This window comes from Deltaproteobacteria bacterium (genome assembly GCA_029860075.1).
GTDB lineage: Bacteria > Desulfobacterota > JADFVX01 > JADFVX01 > JADFVX01 > JAOUBX01.
The window spans coordinates 1-18,085 of record JAOUBX010000085.1; the positions used below are offsets into that span (position 1 = coordinate 1).

Annotated in this window: 4 protein-coding genes; all 4 read right to left on the minus strand. The window is 49.0% G+C overall.

Annotation, left to right across the window (positions count from 1 at the left end):
• Positions 1-546, minus strand: a 546-nt coding sequence (locus OEV42_18405) for a hypothetical protein (protein ID MDH3976242.1), incomplete at its 3' end; no start/stop codon positions are given.
• 90 nt (positions 547-636) lie between these two features.
• Entirely contained in the window at positions 637-3,771 is a 3,135-nt protein-coding gene (locus OEV42_18410) for a CxxxxCH/CxxCH domain-containing protein (protein MDH3976243.1), read from the minus strand.
• A gap of 616 nt (positions 3,772-4,387) precedes the next feature.
• Positions 4,388-4,903: a hypothetical protein gene (locus tag OEV42_18415; protein MDH3976244.1), complete on the minus strand. Its 516-nt coding sequence runs from the start codon at positions 4,901-4,903 to the stop codon at positions 4,388-4,390.
• Positions 4,904-4,979: 76 nt separating this feature from the next.
• Positions 4,980-17,660, minus strand: a complete 12,681-nt coding sequence (locus OEV42_18420; protein ID MDH3976245.1) for a NapC/NirT family cytochrome c — start codon at positions 17,658-17,660, stop codon at positions 4,980-4,982.
• Positions 17,661-18,085: the final 425 nt, after the last annotated feature.

Consider the following 18,085-nt stretch of genomic DNA (forward strand, 5'->3'; position numbering starts at 1 on the left):
GTTCCCTGTTTTGGCAACTATGGTGACCCTCACATCGGTTATACCGTTGACAACGGTATAAGGAAAGGCCGTAGCCGTGCCATTTGTCAGGGAAGTCCAAACCTGATTATCAGTAGGTACTGCGCTGTAGACCTGGATCCATCCGCCGTCATTCACCTCGATAATTATTGAATGTGGCTTCGTATTACCCGATAGAACGGCATGTTTAGTAAAGGCAACAACATCGGATGCATTTGTAATCTCACTTCCCGCTACAATTGATAAGCCCGTCTGCGTAATGATACCCGTTTCAGTCTGGTTTTTGCCGGCTGTAGTTAGCACATAAATAGAGCCGCTGCCATCGGCAGTGTTTGTATTTCCTGCGTCATAGACAGCTCCCGTTACAGTTCCGGCCAGTGTCCAGTTCGCACTGGTGTTATAATTGCCATTGGCCACCATCTCAGCCGCCAATGCCTCCAGTGGAAATGGAAGGAAGGCAATGAGAAGCATCGTCGTATACCGTAAAACAGTATAACTAATATGCTTTCTGAGTAATCTTCTAATCATACTCATCGTCTATCCTCTGTCCCTATATATTCTAAAATAACAATCCATATACCTTACCTCATAAAATACCCTAATTCAAACCTGGACACGTTAATCCCCGGCAGTAGCCGGGTCCTGCCATCCCTTGGATTCCTTGAAGTGGCATCTCACATTTGAGCAGGTCTTCATCGTCGTACCCGATGATACTCCTACTACACCGTTATAGACCGGCTTGTTCGATCCAAACTGATGTTGTGTAGAGAATGTGCCGAAACTGATGACACGATCACCGGACATATGGTTCGCTGAATCATTGGTATGGCATGTACCACAAACAATTCCCGGTGCTCCTAACCCAAACTCATCGGTTACAGGATCGAGGGTCACCCCCTCGAGGGCGGCAATATGGTTAATATGCTTCACATGAGCACCCTTACCTTCACTTGTAGGTGCATCCTGGTATGGCTTGCTATCACCCACATCGGGTGGATAACCGTGGCAACCACTGCAATCACCTGCCGGCGTGAATCCTGTTGTATGCTCATGACAGCTTGTACATTTGGCCCCATCGTTATGTGAACCGACGCCATCCTGTTTGTGATAGGCCGTTCTCGTATGGCAGGATTCACAGATGTAAGTGCTCGTTCCGTCAGCCATACCGAAACTGTAAACTCCCGTGTACTTTGTAAATATGACCGTTGAAGTATTGGTGAAGGCATTAGGTATGCCTTTGGTATCAGATCCATTAGTGGCAACCTTACTATGAATCATAGCAATATTACTGTCACCATGTGGATCATGACAGTCGATACACTTGGGTATAAATCGCCAGGATGTAAGATTCTTGTAACCATTAGTGGACAGGTTTGCGTAAGAGTGATCCTGAACGCCTGTAATTGAGCTAAATCCACTTCCCTGGAGCTGGCTGCCTGTACCGTGACACTTTAGACAGAAGCCGTCAGGATCGCTGGTCATCAACCTGAAGGGATTAGCCGCATCCCCATGACCGACAGTATTGGTATGACAATCGGTGCAAATCTTGGCTGCAGCGCTGTTACCGGTATAGGCATAGGTTCCCGTCGTTTTCCCGTGGCCGATGCTTGTCCACTGTGACTGGGCTATTTTTGCCTGGATAGCATTATTATAAACGAAATCATCTGTATCATTTGCTGAAAGGTGGCAGCTCTGACATGAAATACCCGTACTGCCCCAAACGACGGAGCTGCCGGCACCACCGTGGCAGGTCACATTATAACAGGTTTTTGTCGATGTAGAGTAGGCGTAAAAACCTTCTGCCATACCGTCACCTACACTGAGATTGTAGAAGGCATTTACGTGGACAACGGTGTTTTTTATACTTACATTATCTGCCGTTGTCGAGGCATGGCAGGTCTTGCACTGAATGCCGCTAAGCACGTGAGGTGCGTGGGAGTTTGCTTTGGGTGAGTTATTGGGGTAGTTGGGCATAGCCGACGTCCAGCCACTGTAAGCACTGTTACCATGGCAGGAGTTGCAGGCCCTGGTCTGGTTCCAGTTAAGAACCTGGTTGGGCGCAGAAAAGTTGCTGAACCGGTTTCCTTCACTGTGGCAATAGAGATTATCACAACTTCCGAAACCACTGTTAACTGTGCTGTCACCACCGTAAGAGCTGTTCGCCGCAATACGGCCATCAGCCGTATAAAGGCTGAGCGTCGCCAGGCCATTAACGTGATTACTGTTGTTTAGTGAAGTTGACGTGCCGAGAACAGTGGCGCTATGGCAAAGCTTACACATAAAATCATACTCGCCGCTCCCTGTGCCGGCATGCTTTGCATGGCCATTTGTCGTTGGCCAGTCACCATTGCCGGCAACCTTCTTCACACCATGACAGTCTCCGCACTGCCCTGTGGCCGCATCGCTCCATATGGGATCTTCCATCGTGCCGCCGCTGGAGGTGAGCCACCCGCCCCCACCGTGGCATTTGACATTCTGGCAGGTCATGGAGTCATCCAGGGTGCCTACATCAGGGCCGCTGTAGGTATAATTAATAATGCCGCTGCGGCCCTTGTAATCACCCGTCGTATAAAGGCCAAAGGCATTAAAATCGAAATTAATCGTACCATCGACGGCATTGTTCGACCCCATACCGCCATTATGGCATTTATTACAGGTTGCGCTCGTTTCACCATATACGGTGGCATGCTTCCCATGCGCTCCGGCAGTTAGTGATCCTGTCGGATTGGAACCACCCGTCGTATCGGCCCCGCCAAGCAGCGTTCCTGCCGTAGCAGGTGGAAATCCGTGGCAGGAAGTACAGGAACCCTTAAATCCCCCTTCATGGGTATGACAGTCGATACAGCTAATGCCTGCATTATGCTGAAAGCCGTCAACGTCCGGTTCGGAAGTATAATTCCTCCAGCGGGGAGAGGCGTCGGAATTTTGTGTTCTTGTATGGCATACTTCACAGGGCCCGCGTCTTTCACTACCCCCTTTGGTAACAAAACCAAAAGACGATTGGCCCGACAGATTTCTGAAGTCGACCTTTTTATTGTAGGCATAATCCTGATTTGCACCGGTGTAAATTTTAAAGGAAGAAGCAAGAACGAAAATATTTCTTGTGTTGTGGGGCGTATGACAATCGCGGCAGACCCTTTCCCAGTTACCATATTTGGCCGACTCCACATCAGCAGAGGAATGAGATTTCAGTTCATGGCAGGATATGCATAAAGTATTATCATTATCCCTGACCAATAGAGCGCCATCTCCCGGAAAGCCACCAAAAACATCGACAGGAGCAACTCTTACATTAAGCGTCATCTCTCTTGAATAACCCGGATTACCAAGGCTGTCACGACCTCTGACCTGAAGTAAATAAGGCTTTTCACCGGTGACGGGAATATCCCAATCGTAATAATAGAAATCAACCTTGGCGCCCCATTGAACAAGTCCTGCGGCTTCCCATGCGCCGTCAACTCCCAGTTCAAAGGAACCTGCGTTAAGTGGTGTATCACCGCCCACATCAATGGCTCTGAAAACGATTCTTACAGGGTAGGAGCCGCCATTGCCGTCAGTCCAGACCGTTTTGCCGTCCGACGGGGAATAGATACTTATTGTCGGGCCAACAGAATCGGCATAGGCAAGAGAGGACAAAAAGAGACTTGAGAGGATAAAAAGAGCAACCGCCAGCGCCACAGATCTGGATGCTGAAATATTTTTATTTTCAGCTGCCTGAACCCCCTTTTTCAAAACTTCACTTTTTTTTATCAAGCAGTGCAAATAAACTCCTTATTATGATCATTATGCTTTAATCCCGCAAAGCCGCTTTTATGCGATCTTCCAAAAAAAGCATGCAATGATTACCCGCCATAGCTCTCCTTTAAATTATAACAAAACAATATGATGACTGACGTTGCAGGGTAAACCCGTAAGGCTAAAGAGCCCTTTACTACCCTAATGGGCAAGAAACATGCCATTTATTTAGGCTTTTCTTTCCATATCGGGTAGTCAAAAAAATATTAATATGAACGAAAAATAACTTTTTTCCACAATAACAGGAAAAATGTATAAGCACTTGATATTAAAGTATAAATTTGCGAAGAAATGAAACTAATTGACTAAATCTTTTGAGAGGAGCAGCGCGCTCCGCCATTTGGCTGCTTGAAATGCAGCACAATACTATCCAAAAGCAACAGAAAGTGCTTTTTAACACATTAATGCCACATAGATCAATAATATTGGGCGGACTGCCGCTAAATAACCACATTGCAGCCAAATAGCTATTTTTTTCTGGGCGGACTTAAATAAGAAAAGCGGTTTCACATATACTTGGCGGAAGGGAGGAAAAACCGGTTATTTTCATTTTCCTCGCTTTTGAGAGGCGGGCTTATTTACCCTTTATTACCATTGAAGAATGATTGATATAATTTGGATTTCTATCGAGGTCCTTGCGGACCAGCCGGGCTTTTTCAACGACCCACTTGCCTTCCATTTTAGCCATGCGGTAGTACATGGTATAATCTTCATCTTTCCAGGGCTGCAAAACGGCGTCCGTCTTTGCCCTTAAGTGCCTGAATTTCCACTTTTCCGCCGTTTCAACATCAGCGCTTTCAGGGCCCGTCATTGAAATCGATTTAAAAACCAGTTCCTTCTGTTCCGATTCCATGTATTTCTTTTCGGCCTTGAATTTCCATACGATCATTCGGACCCTGCCGATTTCCTGCCCCGTCGTGAGACCATCGAGAGATTGAACATCAAGCTCTTGATAGACTCTTACAAGCGCCTCGTTATACCATTTTATGACCTGCCTTATCTGCCTTTCTTCAGGGCTGCTCCTGTCGGAGCAGGAAGCCATAAACAGGAAAAAAAGCAGGCAGAGAAAGGGTTTGCGCAAACTAGCCATAGTTAAAATAATGGATCCTCTCAGAAATCCCTCCCGAGGGGATTTAAGCTCCTTAATTAATAAATTTGCATCTCCATCAGGGCTGGTTAAATATGATGACTTCATCCAGCATGCCGTTAAAGTAGTTCCCACCTGCAAGGGAAGTACCGAGCCTGACCTCCGTCGCTGCCGACAGAGACGAGCCCGTTGTTGTACATGAAGGGCCGTAAGGCGTTCCGTCAACGACAAGATTAATGAGAGAACCATCCCAGGTAACTTCAACATGATGCCAGCTGTTACTAAAGGTGGGAGCAGAGACGCCGCGAAGACATCCTTCCCATTCGGTGCCCGTCTTCAATCTTATCTCCAGCTCGCCCGACGACCAGGCATTGACCTCAAAGGCATCACTCGTGATAATGCCATCACCGCTGTCCTGGTTGCCCGCCTTGATCCAGAAATCAATACGCAGATAGGTGTCAATATTAAGGTTCGCCCCCGGCACTTCCACGTAGTTATTTATACCGTCAAAGGAGAGCGCTCTTCCTTCATGGCTCGTCTCGGTACGGGTAACCGTGTTTATTAAGCTTCCGTGATTATTATTCGTCGTTGCATCTATAACCTTGTCACCACTGGTTAGCGCCTCATCAAACTTCCAGAAAGCCGTAGCGCCTGCGGGAATGGAGGCAAAGCTTCCTGAAATGACTATCCTGTCATTTAGAGGAGGTCGTTTTAAACCATCAAGTATGGTATCGCTAATCGTTATCACGTCGCCCGGCGCTACAGCAAGACTTCCCGTAGTATTATTGAAAACAACATGCAGCGTATCATTGGGATAGGTCACCGTCGACCATGCGGCGAATCCCGGACCGCCAAGACCACCGCCGTCAGGCAGCCAGGAATGGCCGTTATTTAAAACGAGAATAGAGTCAATGTTGCTGTTAACAAGCGGTCCGTTGGTCTCCTCATTAAATGTTATAACCACCTGATCATTTGCCTGAATACCATAACCGCCTGCCGAAAGGTCCTTTGCTCTTGCGCTTTCCATCCAGGTCCGGCGGCGCGTTTTAACCTCAGATGCGCTAAGAGAACGGTTAAAGACAACTACCTCGTCAATGACCCCTTTAAAGAAGTTATCACCGCCGATATTGGACTTGCCCGTCCAGATGTTAATGCTCGACGACACATCGTAATGATCATCGTCAAATGTTCCGCTGGCAGTTCCATTGATGTAGAAAGTTGTGTCGTGTGCCGTACTTGCGCTTTTCTTGCCGCTCCTCGTAACAACAACGTGGTTCCATTCGTTAAGCGTCAGTGTACCCGTCGATTGACTAAGGACCTTACCGCCCAGAGAGCCATTAACATCAGGACTGTGAGAGAAACCGATCTTGCCATCACTGTGTATGGAGAAGTTGTACCTTATGGCTGCTCCGTCTGAATTAAAGAATATGGCGCTGTCTTCAATACTGCTATCGAAAGAGGTCGGTTTGATCCAGGCCTCTATGGCATAGCTGCTGGCAAGGACAAAGGCAGCATTCTCGCCATAGTCAACATAGTCATTGCCGTCGAAGGCAAGTCCGCTGCCGATCTTACCCGTCGTCCAGGTAGCGTCCAGGAAGCCGCCGTTGTAGGAAGTCCCGTTTAGATTGTTATCCGTCTCATCAGTCACCGTATATCCGCTATCATCATAACGCCAGTAGGCAATGGCATCAACAGGGACGTCGAATGTTCCCGTAATAGTCACCGAACCTCTTATTCCCCTGTTATATTGATCTTTTATCGTCCCATCAAGATCGATCGTATCGCCAATGGCAATATCAGGCAGACTGATGTTATCACCAAGAGTAATGGCAAGCGTATCGTCGCTATAGTTAGTGGAAGTCCATGCAGGCCCCGGCGTGCCAAGGTCTCCATTACCATCGAGCCAGGACTTGCCGGTAATATTTAACGCGCTGTTAACGGTTAAATTGGTAAGGGCAGATCCATTTGTCATCCCGTTGAAGGTAATAAGCACCTTATCGCCACCCTGCAATCCTGCGCCCGCTATGGTGGAATCAGCGCCCACGGCGCCTGTCACTCCGGCGCCGTAGCGTTCTTCCGCCTCGGCAAAGGTAAGGGCTTTATTGTAAATCGCTACCTCGTCGATTCTCCCGTCAAAGTAATCGCCAAGCACTGAAGAAACACCAACTCTGAGCGGATTACCGTTAGCCGCTGCATCCAGGGTCGACGCTCCGGTTACGGTCAATGCGGGATTCTTGTCAATATATAGGTACATATCCGTCCCGTCATAGGTGGCAACAACATGATGCCACTCGCCTGTGGAGAGGGTTGCCGAGGTAAGTGTATTCGCCGTGCTGCCCCACCAGAAGACCACCTGTCCCGTCACACCGTTGTCCCTGATACCATAGGCCTCTCCTTTATTGACCCAGACCTGGTTATTTTTATATCCATCCTTGTAAATCCAGAGTTCGATACTTCCTTCACCGATGAGATCAAGAGAATTTTTATCAGCCATCTCGACATAATTTGCCGAACCATCGAAGTTGAATGCTCTGTCATATCTGCCCGGATCGAACCAGGGAGTGGAGCCCCAGGCCGTGCCGTTATTATTGTTTGCCGTTAAATCATTGGCAACGGTTCCCGCCGTTTCATCAAAACTCCAGTGACCAACGGCGCCGACCGGTTTATCTGCATCCGTTCCAAAGGTGCCCGTAATCTGAATTGAAGCGGAAATAGCCCGCAGGAGCGTATCCTTGATCACACCGTTTTGTAAAGTAATGGTATCGCCCACACCGATATCGGCATCTGCCGTCAGTGTTATGGTCAGCGTATCATTTATATTGCCGCCATCATTGCTCCACATATAAGCGCTCGTTGACCCCCAGCCGCCGCCGTTCAGTCCAAGCGCTGTCGGAATGCTGCCGATAATATCCCCATTCGTTTCTCCGTCAAAAGTAATAACAATCTTATCATCCGCCTGAATACCGGAAGCCTCCGGCAAGGGATCGCTGGCAACAGCGCTTGTGGGCCATGCGCCGTAACGTTGCAGGACTTCAGGCGCCGTAACGGAACGGTTATAGACAACAAGCTCGTCAATGACGCCGTCAAAGTAATTGCTTCCATTCTGATTGCCCACAGTCAGCGGGTTATTGTTTGCCGCAGCATCAACAATGTGACTTATTGAATTCTCCGGCTGACCATTGATATAGATAGTAATGGCGCTGCCATCATAGGTACCGGCCACATGGTACCACTTTCCGGCACTCAAAACCGTATTTGAAGTCACTTTAGCTGCCGTTGCCCACTGGAAGGAGACTTTTCCGCCAATTTCTTCGTATAAGCTGAAAGCAGACCCTTTACTCACGATAGTCTGCCCTGCATTATCTGATTCCTTCCTGATCCAGGCTTCCACGCTTCCCGCCTTGGAAAGATCGAGCGAATTGGCATCGGGAACAGAAACATTGTCTGACGTATCCCTTTCAAAGTCGAGCGCCTGTCCGTATCTGCCCGGAGTCCAGAGGCCTCCCGAGACAACACCGTGATTGTTATTGACAGTCGAATCATTGCCGTTGCTTTCGAGCTTCCAGTAACCTACGGCGTTAAGAGGCTCATTGGCATTTGTGCCGAATGTGCCGCTAATCTGTATGGAACCGGATATTTCACGGCCCGCGCCGATAGTATCCTTGATAGCGTTAGCGCCGCTGCCAAGGGTGATCGTATCACCGACGCCTACCGTAGCGCCTGATGCGGGAAGTGTGATAGTCAGGGTATCATAACCGTAAGCATGAGCGCCGCTGTTTGTCCAGATACAGGATGATGGTGTTCCCCAACTGCCGCTATTAAGGGCCAGTGAAGCCGAGATACTTCCGCAGACAGCGGTATTGGCCGCCGGGCTTCTGAACCTGATTATTACCTGGTCACCGGCCTGTATGCCGGGCGCATTATTGACAGCTATCGCCTCGGCGCTCTCTATCTTCACCTTAAACCGTTTTTCTACCTCTGAAAGAATCAACTCGTCATTATAAACAAGGGCTTCATCAATGATTCCACTATAATTGATACCGGCGCCATCTCCTATCTTGAGACTGTCGCTGTTTACAACGGCGTTGGTCGTATAGGACGTAACCGTATTATCAAGTTTTCCGTTTATGTAAAGTTTGAGTTCATCCGTATTGCCGTTGTAGGTGGCGACAATGTGGTTCCATACGCCGGGCTGCAGCGCCGTAGCAGAGGTTATTCCGTAAGTGAGGAAGTTGCCCCACTTGACGGCAACCAGTCCGCTATAAGCATGGATTCCTATCTCATAACCATCTGCAGTTCCCTTGGAAATCAAGGGCCAGAATCCGAAGTCGCCTGCATTCCTCTTTACCCAAACCTCAAGGCTGCCCTGAGTGGTGAGGTTGAGGAATGGCGAATGATTAACAGAAACCAGACTATTGGAGCCGTTGTAGCCAAGCGCATAATTATCGTAGCTTGTATTGGTCCATGACGTATTAGAAGCGGTCCCGGTATGGTTATGAAAGGTTGAATCCGCTATAGTGGCGCCGCTTCCTTCATCAAACTTCCAGTAAGCAACAGCGCCGGCCGGGACATCAAAACCACCGGTTATATCGATGGAATCAATAATGGGCCTTAACAAGGTATCCTTTATCGTGCCATCAAGGGTAATTTTGGTTCCCGGCGTAATATTGGCATCGTTGGTGAGCGTGATGGTAAGCGTATCATTCGTCTTGCCGCCGGCATTACTCCATGTATAAACGCTTGATGACCCCCAGCTGCCACTGCTCAGCCCAAGCACTGCCGATATTGAGGGAAGAAGAAGATCGCCATTGGTCTCGCCGTCAAAGCTTATAATTATCTCATCGTCAGTCTGGATTCCGGTGCCTCCGAACGTTGCGTCACTGGCAACAGCGCTTTCAAGCCACGCGCCATAACGCTGTTCCACTTCAAGTTCATCTATTGCGCGGTTATAAATAACAACCTCATCAACTATCCCGTAAAAGTCACTGGAGCCATTATCAGAAGCCAGGGTTAAAATGTTAGTATTTCCGGCGGCATCAATAATTCTCGAGGGTTCCCTTTTGACAAGTTTCCCATCGACATACAGTTTTAGCGAAGTGCCGTCGTAAGTCCCCACGATATGGTGCCATTCATTGAGAGAAAGTTCATCAGGTGAAGTAACCTTATTGTCCGGATTTGCCCAGGTGAAGACAACTTCACCGGAATTAATTCCCTTGAGACTGTATGCATCTCCCTTACTCAAATAAGTCTTGTTGCCATGGTCACTTTTATTTATCCACATCTCTACAGTACCGGCCCTGGTCAAATCGAGAGAGTTACTGTCAGGCACGGCAACCCGCTCCGGAGGCAAGTCAAAATCAAAGCTGAAAGCCTTGTCAAAGCGTCCCGTTATACCCCGGGTCGGCACGCCGACAACGGATCCGTCATTACCATTAGCGGTCGCATCTGCAACCGCTCCGGAGATGCCGTCCAGCTTCCAGTGAGCAACGGCATTGACCGGTTCATTGGCTACGGTGCCGAATGTGCCCCCTATCTGGACGGAACCCGATATTTCACGGCCTGTGCCGATAGTATCCCTGATAGCGTTGGCGCCGCTTCCGAGAGTAATCGTATCACCGATACCCACGTTGGCGCCTGTTTCCAGCCTTACAGTAAGCGTATCATTGCTGTGAGGATTGCTGGACCAGACACATTGAACCGTTGACATTGGTCCCCAGGTGCCAAGTGGTTCATCAAGGTCCAGAATCGTATTTATAGTTGCAGTATCGGTACAAAGACCGGTGCCGCCGGCTGTGGGGCTCTTGAATCTGATAACTACCTGGTCATTAGCCTGGATGCCCGGTGTATTATCGCCTACAGCAGCATCAGCGCTATCGAGCTTCACCTTATAGCGGCTTCGAATCTCGGCCAGGTCCAACACCTTCTCATAGACAATGACTTCGTCAAGGATTCCGTCATAACCAAAGGCCCCGTTCCGGTGACCGATCCAGAGAGGATCATTATTTGCCTCGGCATCAGTCGAGTAAGTGCCGCCACCGGCCGACTCTCCGTTAACATAGTAGAGAAGATTGCCTCCATTGTAAGTCAATACAATATGATTCCAGGCATTTGCCGGAAGAGAGAAATCGGTCGAATAATTGTCTATTGTCGGCTGGCCCCATCGGGAAGTAAGCTTGCCGCCGGTCCCCATTTCGGTTAACCGGTAAGCCGCAGTGCTGCCTTTGGCCATTAAAGTCTGGTAATCGGCATTAGAATTCTTTCTGGCCCAGACTTCAAGGCTGCCCGACGACTTCAGATCGAGAGAATTATTGTAGTCGGTAACATTCACCCCTGTCGATGATGAACTAAAATCAATGGCGTAGCCGCTATAGCTGGTATTGGTCCACGTGCCGCCGGCAAGGGTGCCGGAATTATTGTAGAAGGTAGAATCACTTGCCGATGACCCGCTTGCTTCGTCAAATTTCCAATAGCCAAGGGCGCCGTAAGGTATGTCAAAATCACCGCTAATGACGACTGAATCCAGAATGGAACGACCGAGTGAATCCTTCATTGTCCCGTTGAGATGAATTTTATCACCGCTGGCAACGGCATCTGTCGACGTCATGTTATTCAGGGTAATAACCAGTGTATCATTAGCATAGTTTATGCTTCTCCAGGCGGAACTATAGATACCTTGAATTCCTTCTTTCCACGTGTGTCCGGCGCTAAGCAACAGAGCAGAACTGATATTATTTTCATCGACAAGCAGTCCGTTCGTCTCCCCGTCAAAGGTGATAATTACCTCATCACCTTCCTGGATACCGGCCCCCTGGCCGGAAGTATCACTCGCCGCCGCAGTGACGAGCCATGCGCCGTACCTGTCTCTTATTTCCGTCGGCGATAAGGACTTGTTGTAAATAAGCACTTCATCAATTAAACCTTTCACCGTGAATGATGATAAGGAATTGCTGCCTATAAACAGGCTATAGCTGTTGGCTGAAGCCCTGGCTGCCGACTGTGGCCCCGCCGCCGGATCACCATTGACATACATGTACATATTAGCGCCGTCATAGGTTGCAACAATATGATACCATCTGTCATTCTCCAGGGCCGCAGGTGTCGTTAAAAGCGTACCGTTCCAGGTAAAGCTTATTCTTCCGGTATTCGTCAAATCCTGGATGGTGAAAACACCATTTTTTTCAACATAAACCTGGCTATTGTTCGGAGCGGCATCCCTTTTCATCCAGAATTCAATCGACGCCTGGCTTGTCAGGTTAAGGAATTGATTGCTGTCGGCAACTTCAATCCGGTCTCCCCCTGATCCATCAAAAGAGTAGGAACGGCCTCGCCTCCCCAGGACGGTTTGTGTGGCGCCTATCCTCACCCCTTTGTTGTCGTAGGGTGATTCGTCGTAAACGGTAGTGCCGCTCGATTCTTCGAGCTTCCAGAAACCGACAACGCCGTCGGGCATGGAATCAAAACTGCCCACAAGCTGGAAAGACCCTGTAACGGGGCTTCCCAGGACATCCTTGATAGTTACGCCGTCAAGGGTAATGGTATCCAAAATGTCTATGGCGCTTGAACTGGTCATATTGTTCAGGGTTATAGTCAGCGTATCGTCAGGATAGTTCGTACTGCTCCAGCCTGAACTGTATATACCCAGCGGCCCTTCTTTCCAGGTGTGATCGTTATTAAGCACGAGTGCCGAATCTATATTCGTTCCATTAATGGCCGTGCCGGCCGTTTGGTCGTCAAAAATGAGCGTCACCCGGTCTTTTTTCTCCTGAATACCGGGCCCGCCGCCGTTAATATCAGAGGCAACAGCGCTCATGGGCCTCACGTCAAAGTTGCCCGTAATAGTTATCGTATCTATGATCTGTCCACCGTCACCGCCCAGTATGGTACCATCCAGGGTGATCGTATCACCGACCCTGACGGAAGGCATGCCCCCACTGTCGGAAAGTGTAATCGTCAATGTGTCATTGAGGTAGGTTGCCGTACTCCATACCCCCAGGCCCCCTCCCAATTGTCCGTCACCGCTGAGCCAGCTCTTTCCGGGACCGAGATCGAGTATGCTGTTAATGGTGCTGCTGTTAATTGTAATGGTATCGCCATTCGTTTCGGCGCTGAAGGTAATAATAACCCTGTCTCCGCTATTAGGCCCGTTATTTCCAGGGGGCACATTAGCCGCCTCGGCGCTGACAAGAGAAGTACCGGCCGCGTCACCACCGGAAAAGTAAGGGTAGTTTGCCTTCGCGCCGGCCCATGAATAGCGATTTGTTGATGAAAGACAGGAACTGACAGCATCAGGATTAGTACCGCCATAGGTACATATGGTCCCGGTAGACGTACTTGCTCTTGTTACACCGTTCCATGCCGCGCCGTTAAGTAAACGGCGCCCGCGCAGACTGTAAGTAGGCCCGCCAAAAACAGTGCCGCCTCTGCCTACACCAAGATTGGATCCATGAATTCCACCGAGGGCAAGGTCTGGAGATCCCGGAGATGTGGTACCCTTTTCAGGCCGGTTATCACCGCCATGGCAACTCATACAGCTGATGCCGTATGTATTCTCAAGCGGATTCGTACCGTAAACCCGGTTAGAAGGAACATGGGGCACCCTGGATAGATATTGCCATGAATAGTTATCAAAGGCCGAACCCGAAGGCACAACATCCCGCACCGGGCTTTTTGAACTGGAACCATAAACATCCGGCCTGTGGCAATTGAGGCAGGTATAGTTGGGCATATACATATAGGTATCACCCCAGCCCGTATCACCGCCGTCAGGATAGGAAACCGTTTTAATAGTGGAAATCGTCGTCGTAGATGTGAATGAATTAATGCCGCCATAATACCAGGGGAAGGACTGCGTTTCCAGTGTCCTCAATATCCACTGCCTGGAAGAGGCATGGGGCCCCGATGGATTTCGTGCATCATCCGTATCGTGACAATCGGGGCAGGCTATCACACTCCAGGGACCGTAAGGCGGCACAAAGGTATTGCCAAGCCCTGACGTAAGGGCATAAGAACCCGACCAGTCGCTAGCAGGGGCCGGTGAAACGACGAGATCCACGCTTCCCGTCGATGGATCACTCGCGCCGGGAGCGATATCAACGATCTGGTACCAACCTTTTGTAGACAACATGGGAGGACAGGGGGCCGTGGCGGAGCAACCGTCGGCCCTCGGCGTATCCGTCGTATTTATGCCGGTCCGAAGCTCCCCGGCATAGATATACCAGCCCTTGATAACGGTAGACGGAATACCGTCGCTCAGGCCGTTGATGGTCACTGTTGAATTACCGGCATAGAGGTTTATTGTTCCTTTTGTAAACCTTGGCCATGGTGTTGAAGAGCCTGAATAACCGGCGCCTACATTATAGATGCTGCATTTTCTGATGTGAAACCGGGTAAGGGCATTAGGAATGGCGCTGAAGGCGGGATCCACCGAAATTGAAGTTGAATTACTTCCCTTTATTGATCTGATCTGTCCCAAAAGGTTGCCGGCTGTAACTTCAACGCATTGCCCGTTATATTTGTTGGGAGTCCATTGATTGTCATAGGCTATCGCCGACGAACTGCTTCCTGCACCACTGGCAATCATTTCCGCTGCAACAACGTTAACAGGCGCATCACCCATAACAAGAATCGGTTGGTTTGCGCCGATATCAACGATGGGGTGATAACCGAGATTATTGGGATTAAATTCCTCGGCAATATCCGTTGAAGGCCCTTCCTTGTAATTATAATTAGACGTTCCTATACTATCGGGAATGGTAAAGGGCGTTCCCGATGTGCCCCAGCCATATTCCGAGTGGCATTTGAAACAAAGCTGGTAGACTTTGTCCGTCCCGCCGATAAGGTCCTTGTTCTTTGTGAAGGTCGGTCCGCGCATGGTGTTTACGGGAGGCGTGCCCGGCTGATAGGTCACATTAACCCCCCATGTTCCGCTATTGGGATTCCAGAGTTTGTTGCCCCTGTCCGGCGTGCCGTTGGGAGAGATAATATAATAGGTGCCGGCCCCTGGAGAAGCGGTGACATAGGGCGCTCCCACATGAACACTGGTCGTTGTGTTAAAGGTGATCATCCTGTCCTGGCCGCGCCCGGTTCCATCCATGAGCCTTAAGGTATAACCGCGCCACATATCTTTCGTCCAGGTCGTTGATTTGTCACTGTCTCTAAGATGCGTAGTCGATCCCGATTCTGCAATGCCGTTATCGTCACCGGGCTTCCTGTTGCCATGGGGATTGTGGCAATCCTGGCAACCTGAATGAAGTCCGTTTGTGACTGTGGGATCATTAAACCATCCTGTCGATGTGGCGCTATCAGGAGCGACTTCCGCTTCATCAGAGCGATGTTTGGCAAAGTACTTTTCCATGCGGTGCCTGAAGGGATTACCGGCGCCCACAAAAAAGGTTGACGTATTATCGGGCCTTACTCCGTTATCGAGGGCGGTCCAGTTTTGCAAAAGATACAACTGGTTATTTGTATTCGAATCGACCCCAACCTCCTGCCCCACACCACGGCCGGCAACAATTCTGACCTTCTGACCGGCCCATTGATCAACAGACCAGCCGGGATTAACGGCAGCCGTTATACTGCCCACACCCGATCCGGAGGCCTTTTGAAGCTCACCCCTGGCATAAAAGAGTTCCTCCATCTTGAGCACTTTGGAATTATCAAAGGTCTGAACATTGAACCAACCTTTTTTCGAACCGGCGTAGGGATTGGTTTGCTCGCTGTGACAGCGGTAACAAACTTCCTCCTCGGAAGGGTCTCCGAGGGAGTACTTACTTGTCGTATCAGGTGTAAGGTCCCAGGGATCAGCCCCGGAAATCGTGAGCGTTGTCGACGTATTACTCATAACCTGTCTCGTCTGCCCATAGCCGGTCCCCTTTACAATCGTCACGGGCCGGTCAACCCAGAAATTGGTAATCCAGGATGCGTCCCTGTCTCTCAAGGTTGTTGTCGTGTTGCCGCCTGTGGAAAATCCGTCGTCAACCTCCCTTGAAAGGCCGATAAGATAAATGCTCGTTGAATCAGGATTAGTCGTCCAGTTCGGGGATATCTGCAGCGTATTTTTCAGAATATTGCCCTTAATATAGCGGCTCTGACCGGCCCCGGTTCCTTCAAGTATCCTGACTGTACGACCCTGCCAGATATTATCGGCCCACTCTATGGGGTCATTATCATCAACGAGCGTATCATCGGTAGAAGCGGAGACGGTGCCCAGATTATTGCCGCTCGTCGTTACGGCGTTAATCTTTCTTACAACGGAATAGTGCGGCCCGAATTGATTGCCTGAGGTCTGTTTGGTTTTATTTATCGTATCGATGTGACACTTGGAACAGTTAGCTTTAAATTTATAGGCCGACGAATTAAAACTTGCCTCTACTTCGTAGTTATGGGGGCTGTCCAAAAAGAGCGTTTTATTTATTATCGGTGTATGCGTCGTACCATCGGGCTGAGTATAGCTCTTGGTCTGTGACCTTTTGTGGCAGGAAAGGCATATTCCACCATCAATATTCGAAGCCAGAAAATCCGTATTGACTCCCGAAGTAAGCGTCGGCAGCACGGAAATATTCGGCCTCAGGTTGTGCCCCCTTCCCTTGCTTAAAGGATTAATCTCCTTCCTGAATATGTCATGGTCAACATGGCACATGAGGCAGCGCCGCCTTTTATCAGTAGCATCCCCCATTACATCCGTTAACAGAGGGTATTTTGAGTCCGACGAAATTAATTTATCGACACCGCCATTATCCATAAAATGGTGGTATCCGTCATCAGCGCTGTTCATGGGGTTAAAAAGATCCGCATGGCAGCCGCTGCAATCAAAGTCTCCTCCCGATTCACCGGGTTTAAAACCGTCTACGTGTAAATGACAATCCGTACATGCCAGTCCCGCATTATGCTTTTGGCCGTCAGCATCAGGTTCGGAGGTATAGTTACGCCACCTGGGAGTATTATCCGTATTGCGGGTTCTTGTGTGGCAAACTTCACAGGGACCTCTCCGCTCCTTGCCGGACTCGGTTACAAATCCAAAGGCCGACTCACCGGAAAGATTTCTGAAATCGACTTTTTTTCTGTAGGCGAAAGCCTGGTTTATGCCTGTGTATATTTTGAAGGATGATTGAAGAAGAAAGATGTTTCTCGTATTGTGAGGCGTATGACAATCGCGGCAAACCCTTTCCCAGTTTCCATAGGTTGTTGAACTGATATCTGCCGAGGAATGTGCCTTGATGGCATGACAGGACATGCAGATCGTATTATCATTGTCCCGGACAAGCAGTTTACCGTCACCGGGGAAACCACTAAAGTTGTTCAGCGCTGTGGTGCTGACATTAATGAAAATTTTTCTCGATTTGCCGACGCTTGGAGCGCCGGCATTGTCAGTTGCCTGCACCTGGATAGCGTAAATGCCTGAACCGGCGGTGGGAATCCAGTCATATGACCGATAGAGGTCGGTAGCGGTATCGACGGGTCCCCAGGAGGAAATGGAGGTGGTTATATTGAAGCTGCCACTGCTTACGCCCTGCTGCCAATAGAGCATAAATGCATTAGTTCCGCTGGTTTTGATGCCGTCCGACTGGTCCCAGGTTTTGAAAACAATCTTTACGGGGTAATCGGCCGTTCCCGTTGTGTAAATTTTGATTCCGTCAGAAGGAGAGAGAATACTGACTGTAGGCGGATCGGCCAAAAGAGTGGTTGACGTTAAAAAGCAGGCAAATATTGCCAAAAAGCTAAATAGTGTTATACCAATATGCCTTTTACGCCCTGGTTTCATGGAAAACGCCTCGATAAATGGTAACAAATGTAATTATTATAAAGTGACAAAAAGCAATTTTTGTGCCAATAATTTCCGGATGTGTCAATCACAGGTACTAAAATATTCCGGGCAAAGCGAGCAAAATCGCCAAAAAAAACAGGACACATCTATCTGCTTAAGAGGCAAAAGTTGCCCTAAGACCGCCAAAAATAAGGAACCATAGCACTTTAGGTAATTCTAATCAAGCCCCAACCGGATAGTTATATTTCAATTGATTACCCTTCATAAAAATAACCTTTATTTAGTTAATTTTAGCTTTCCTGCTTTTCTATTCTTTAAAATGCCAATCGAGCGCTTACAATAATCTTTAGAGTAGAAGGCAGCGAACCTGTTGATAATACGGCAGGATTCGCAGCCTCCCCTCATCAAACCGTACAAGCGGT

What these genes read in the sequence shown, in the direction of transcription:
- OEV42_18415 (MDH3976244.1), bottom strand. Translation starts at nt 4,903, where the DNA reads ATGGCTAGTTTGCGCAAACCCTTTCTCTGCCTGCTTTTTTTCCTGTTT.
- OEV42_18420 (MDH3976245.1), bottom strand. Translation starts at nt 17,660, where the DNA reads ATGAAACCAGGGCGTAAAAGGCATATTGGTATAACACTATTTAGCTTT.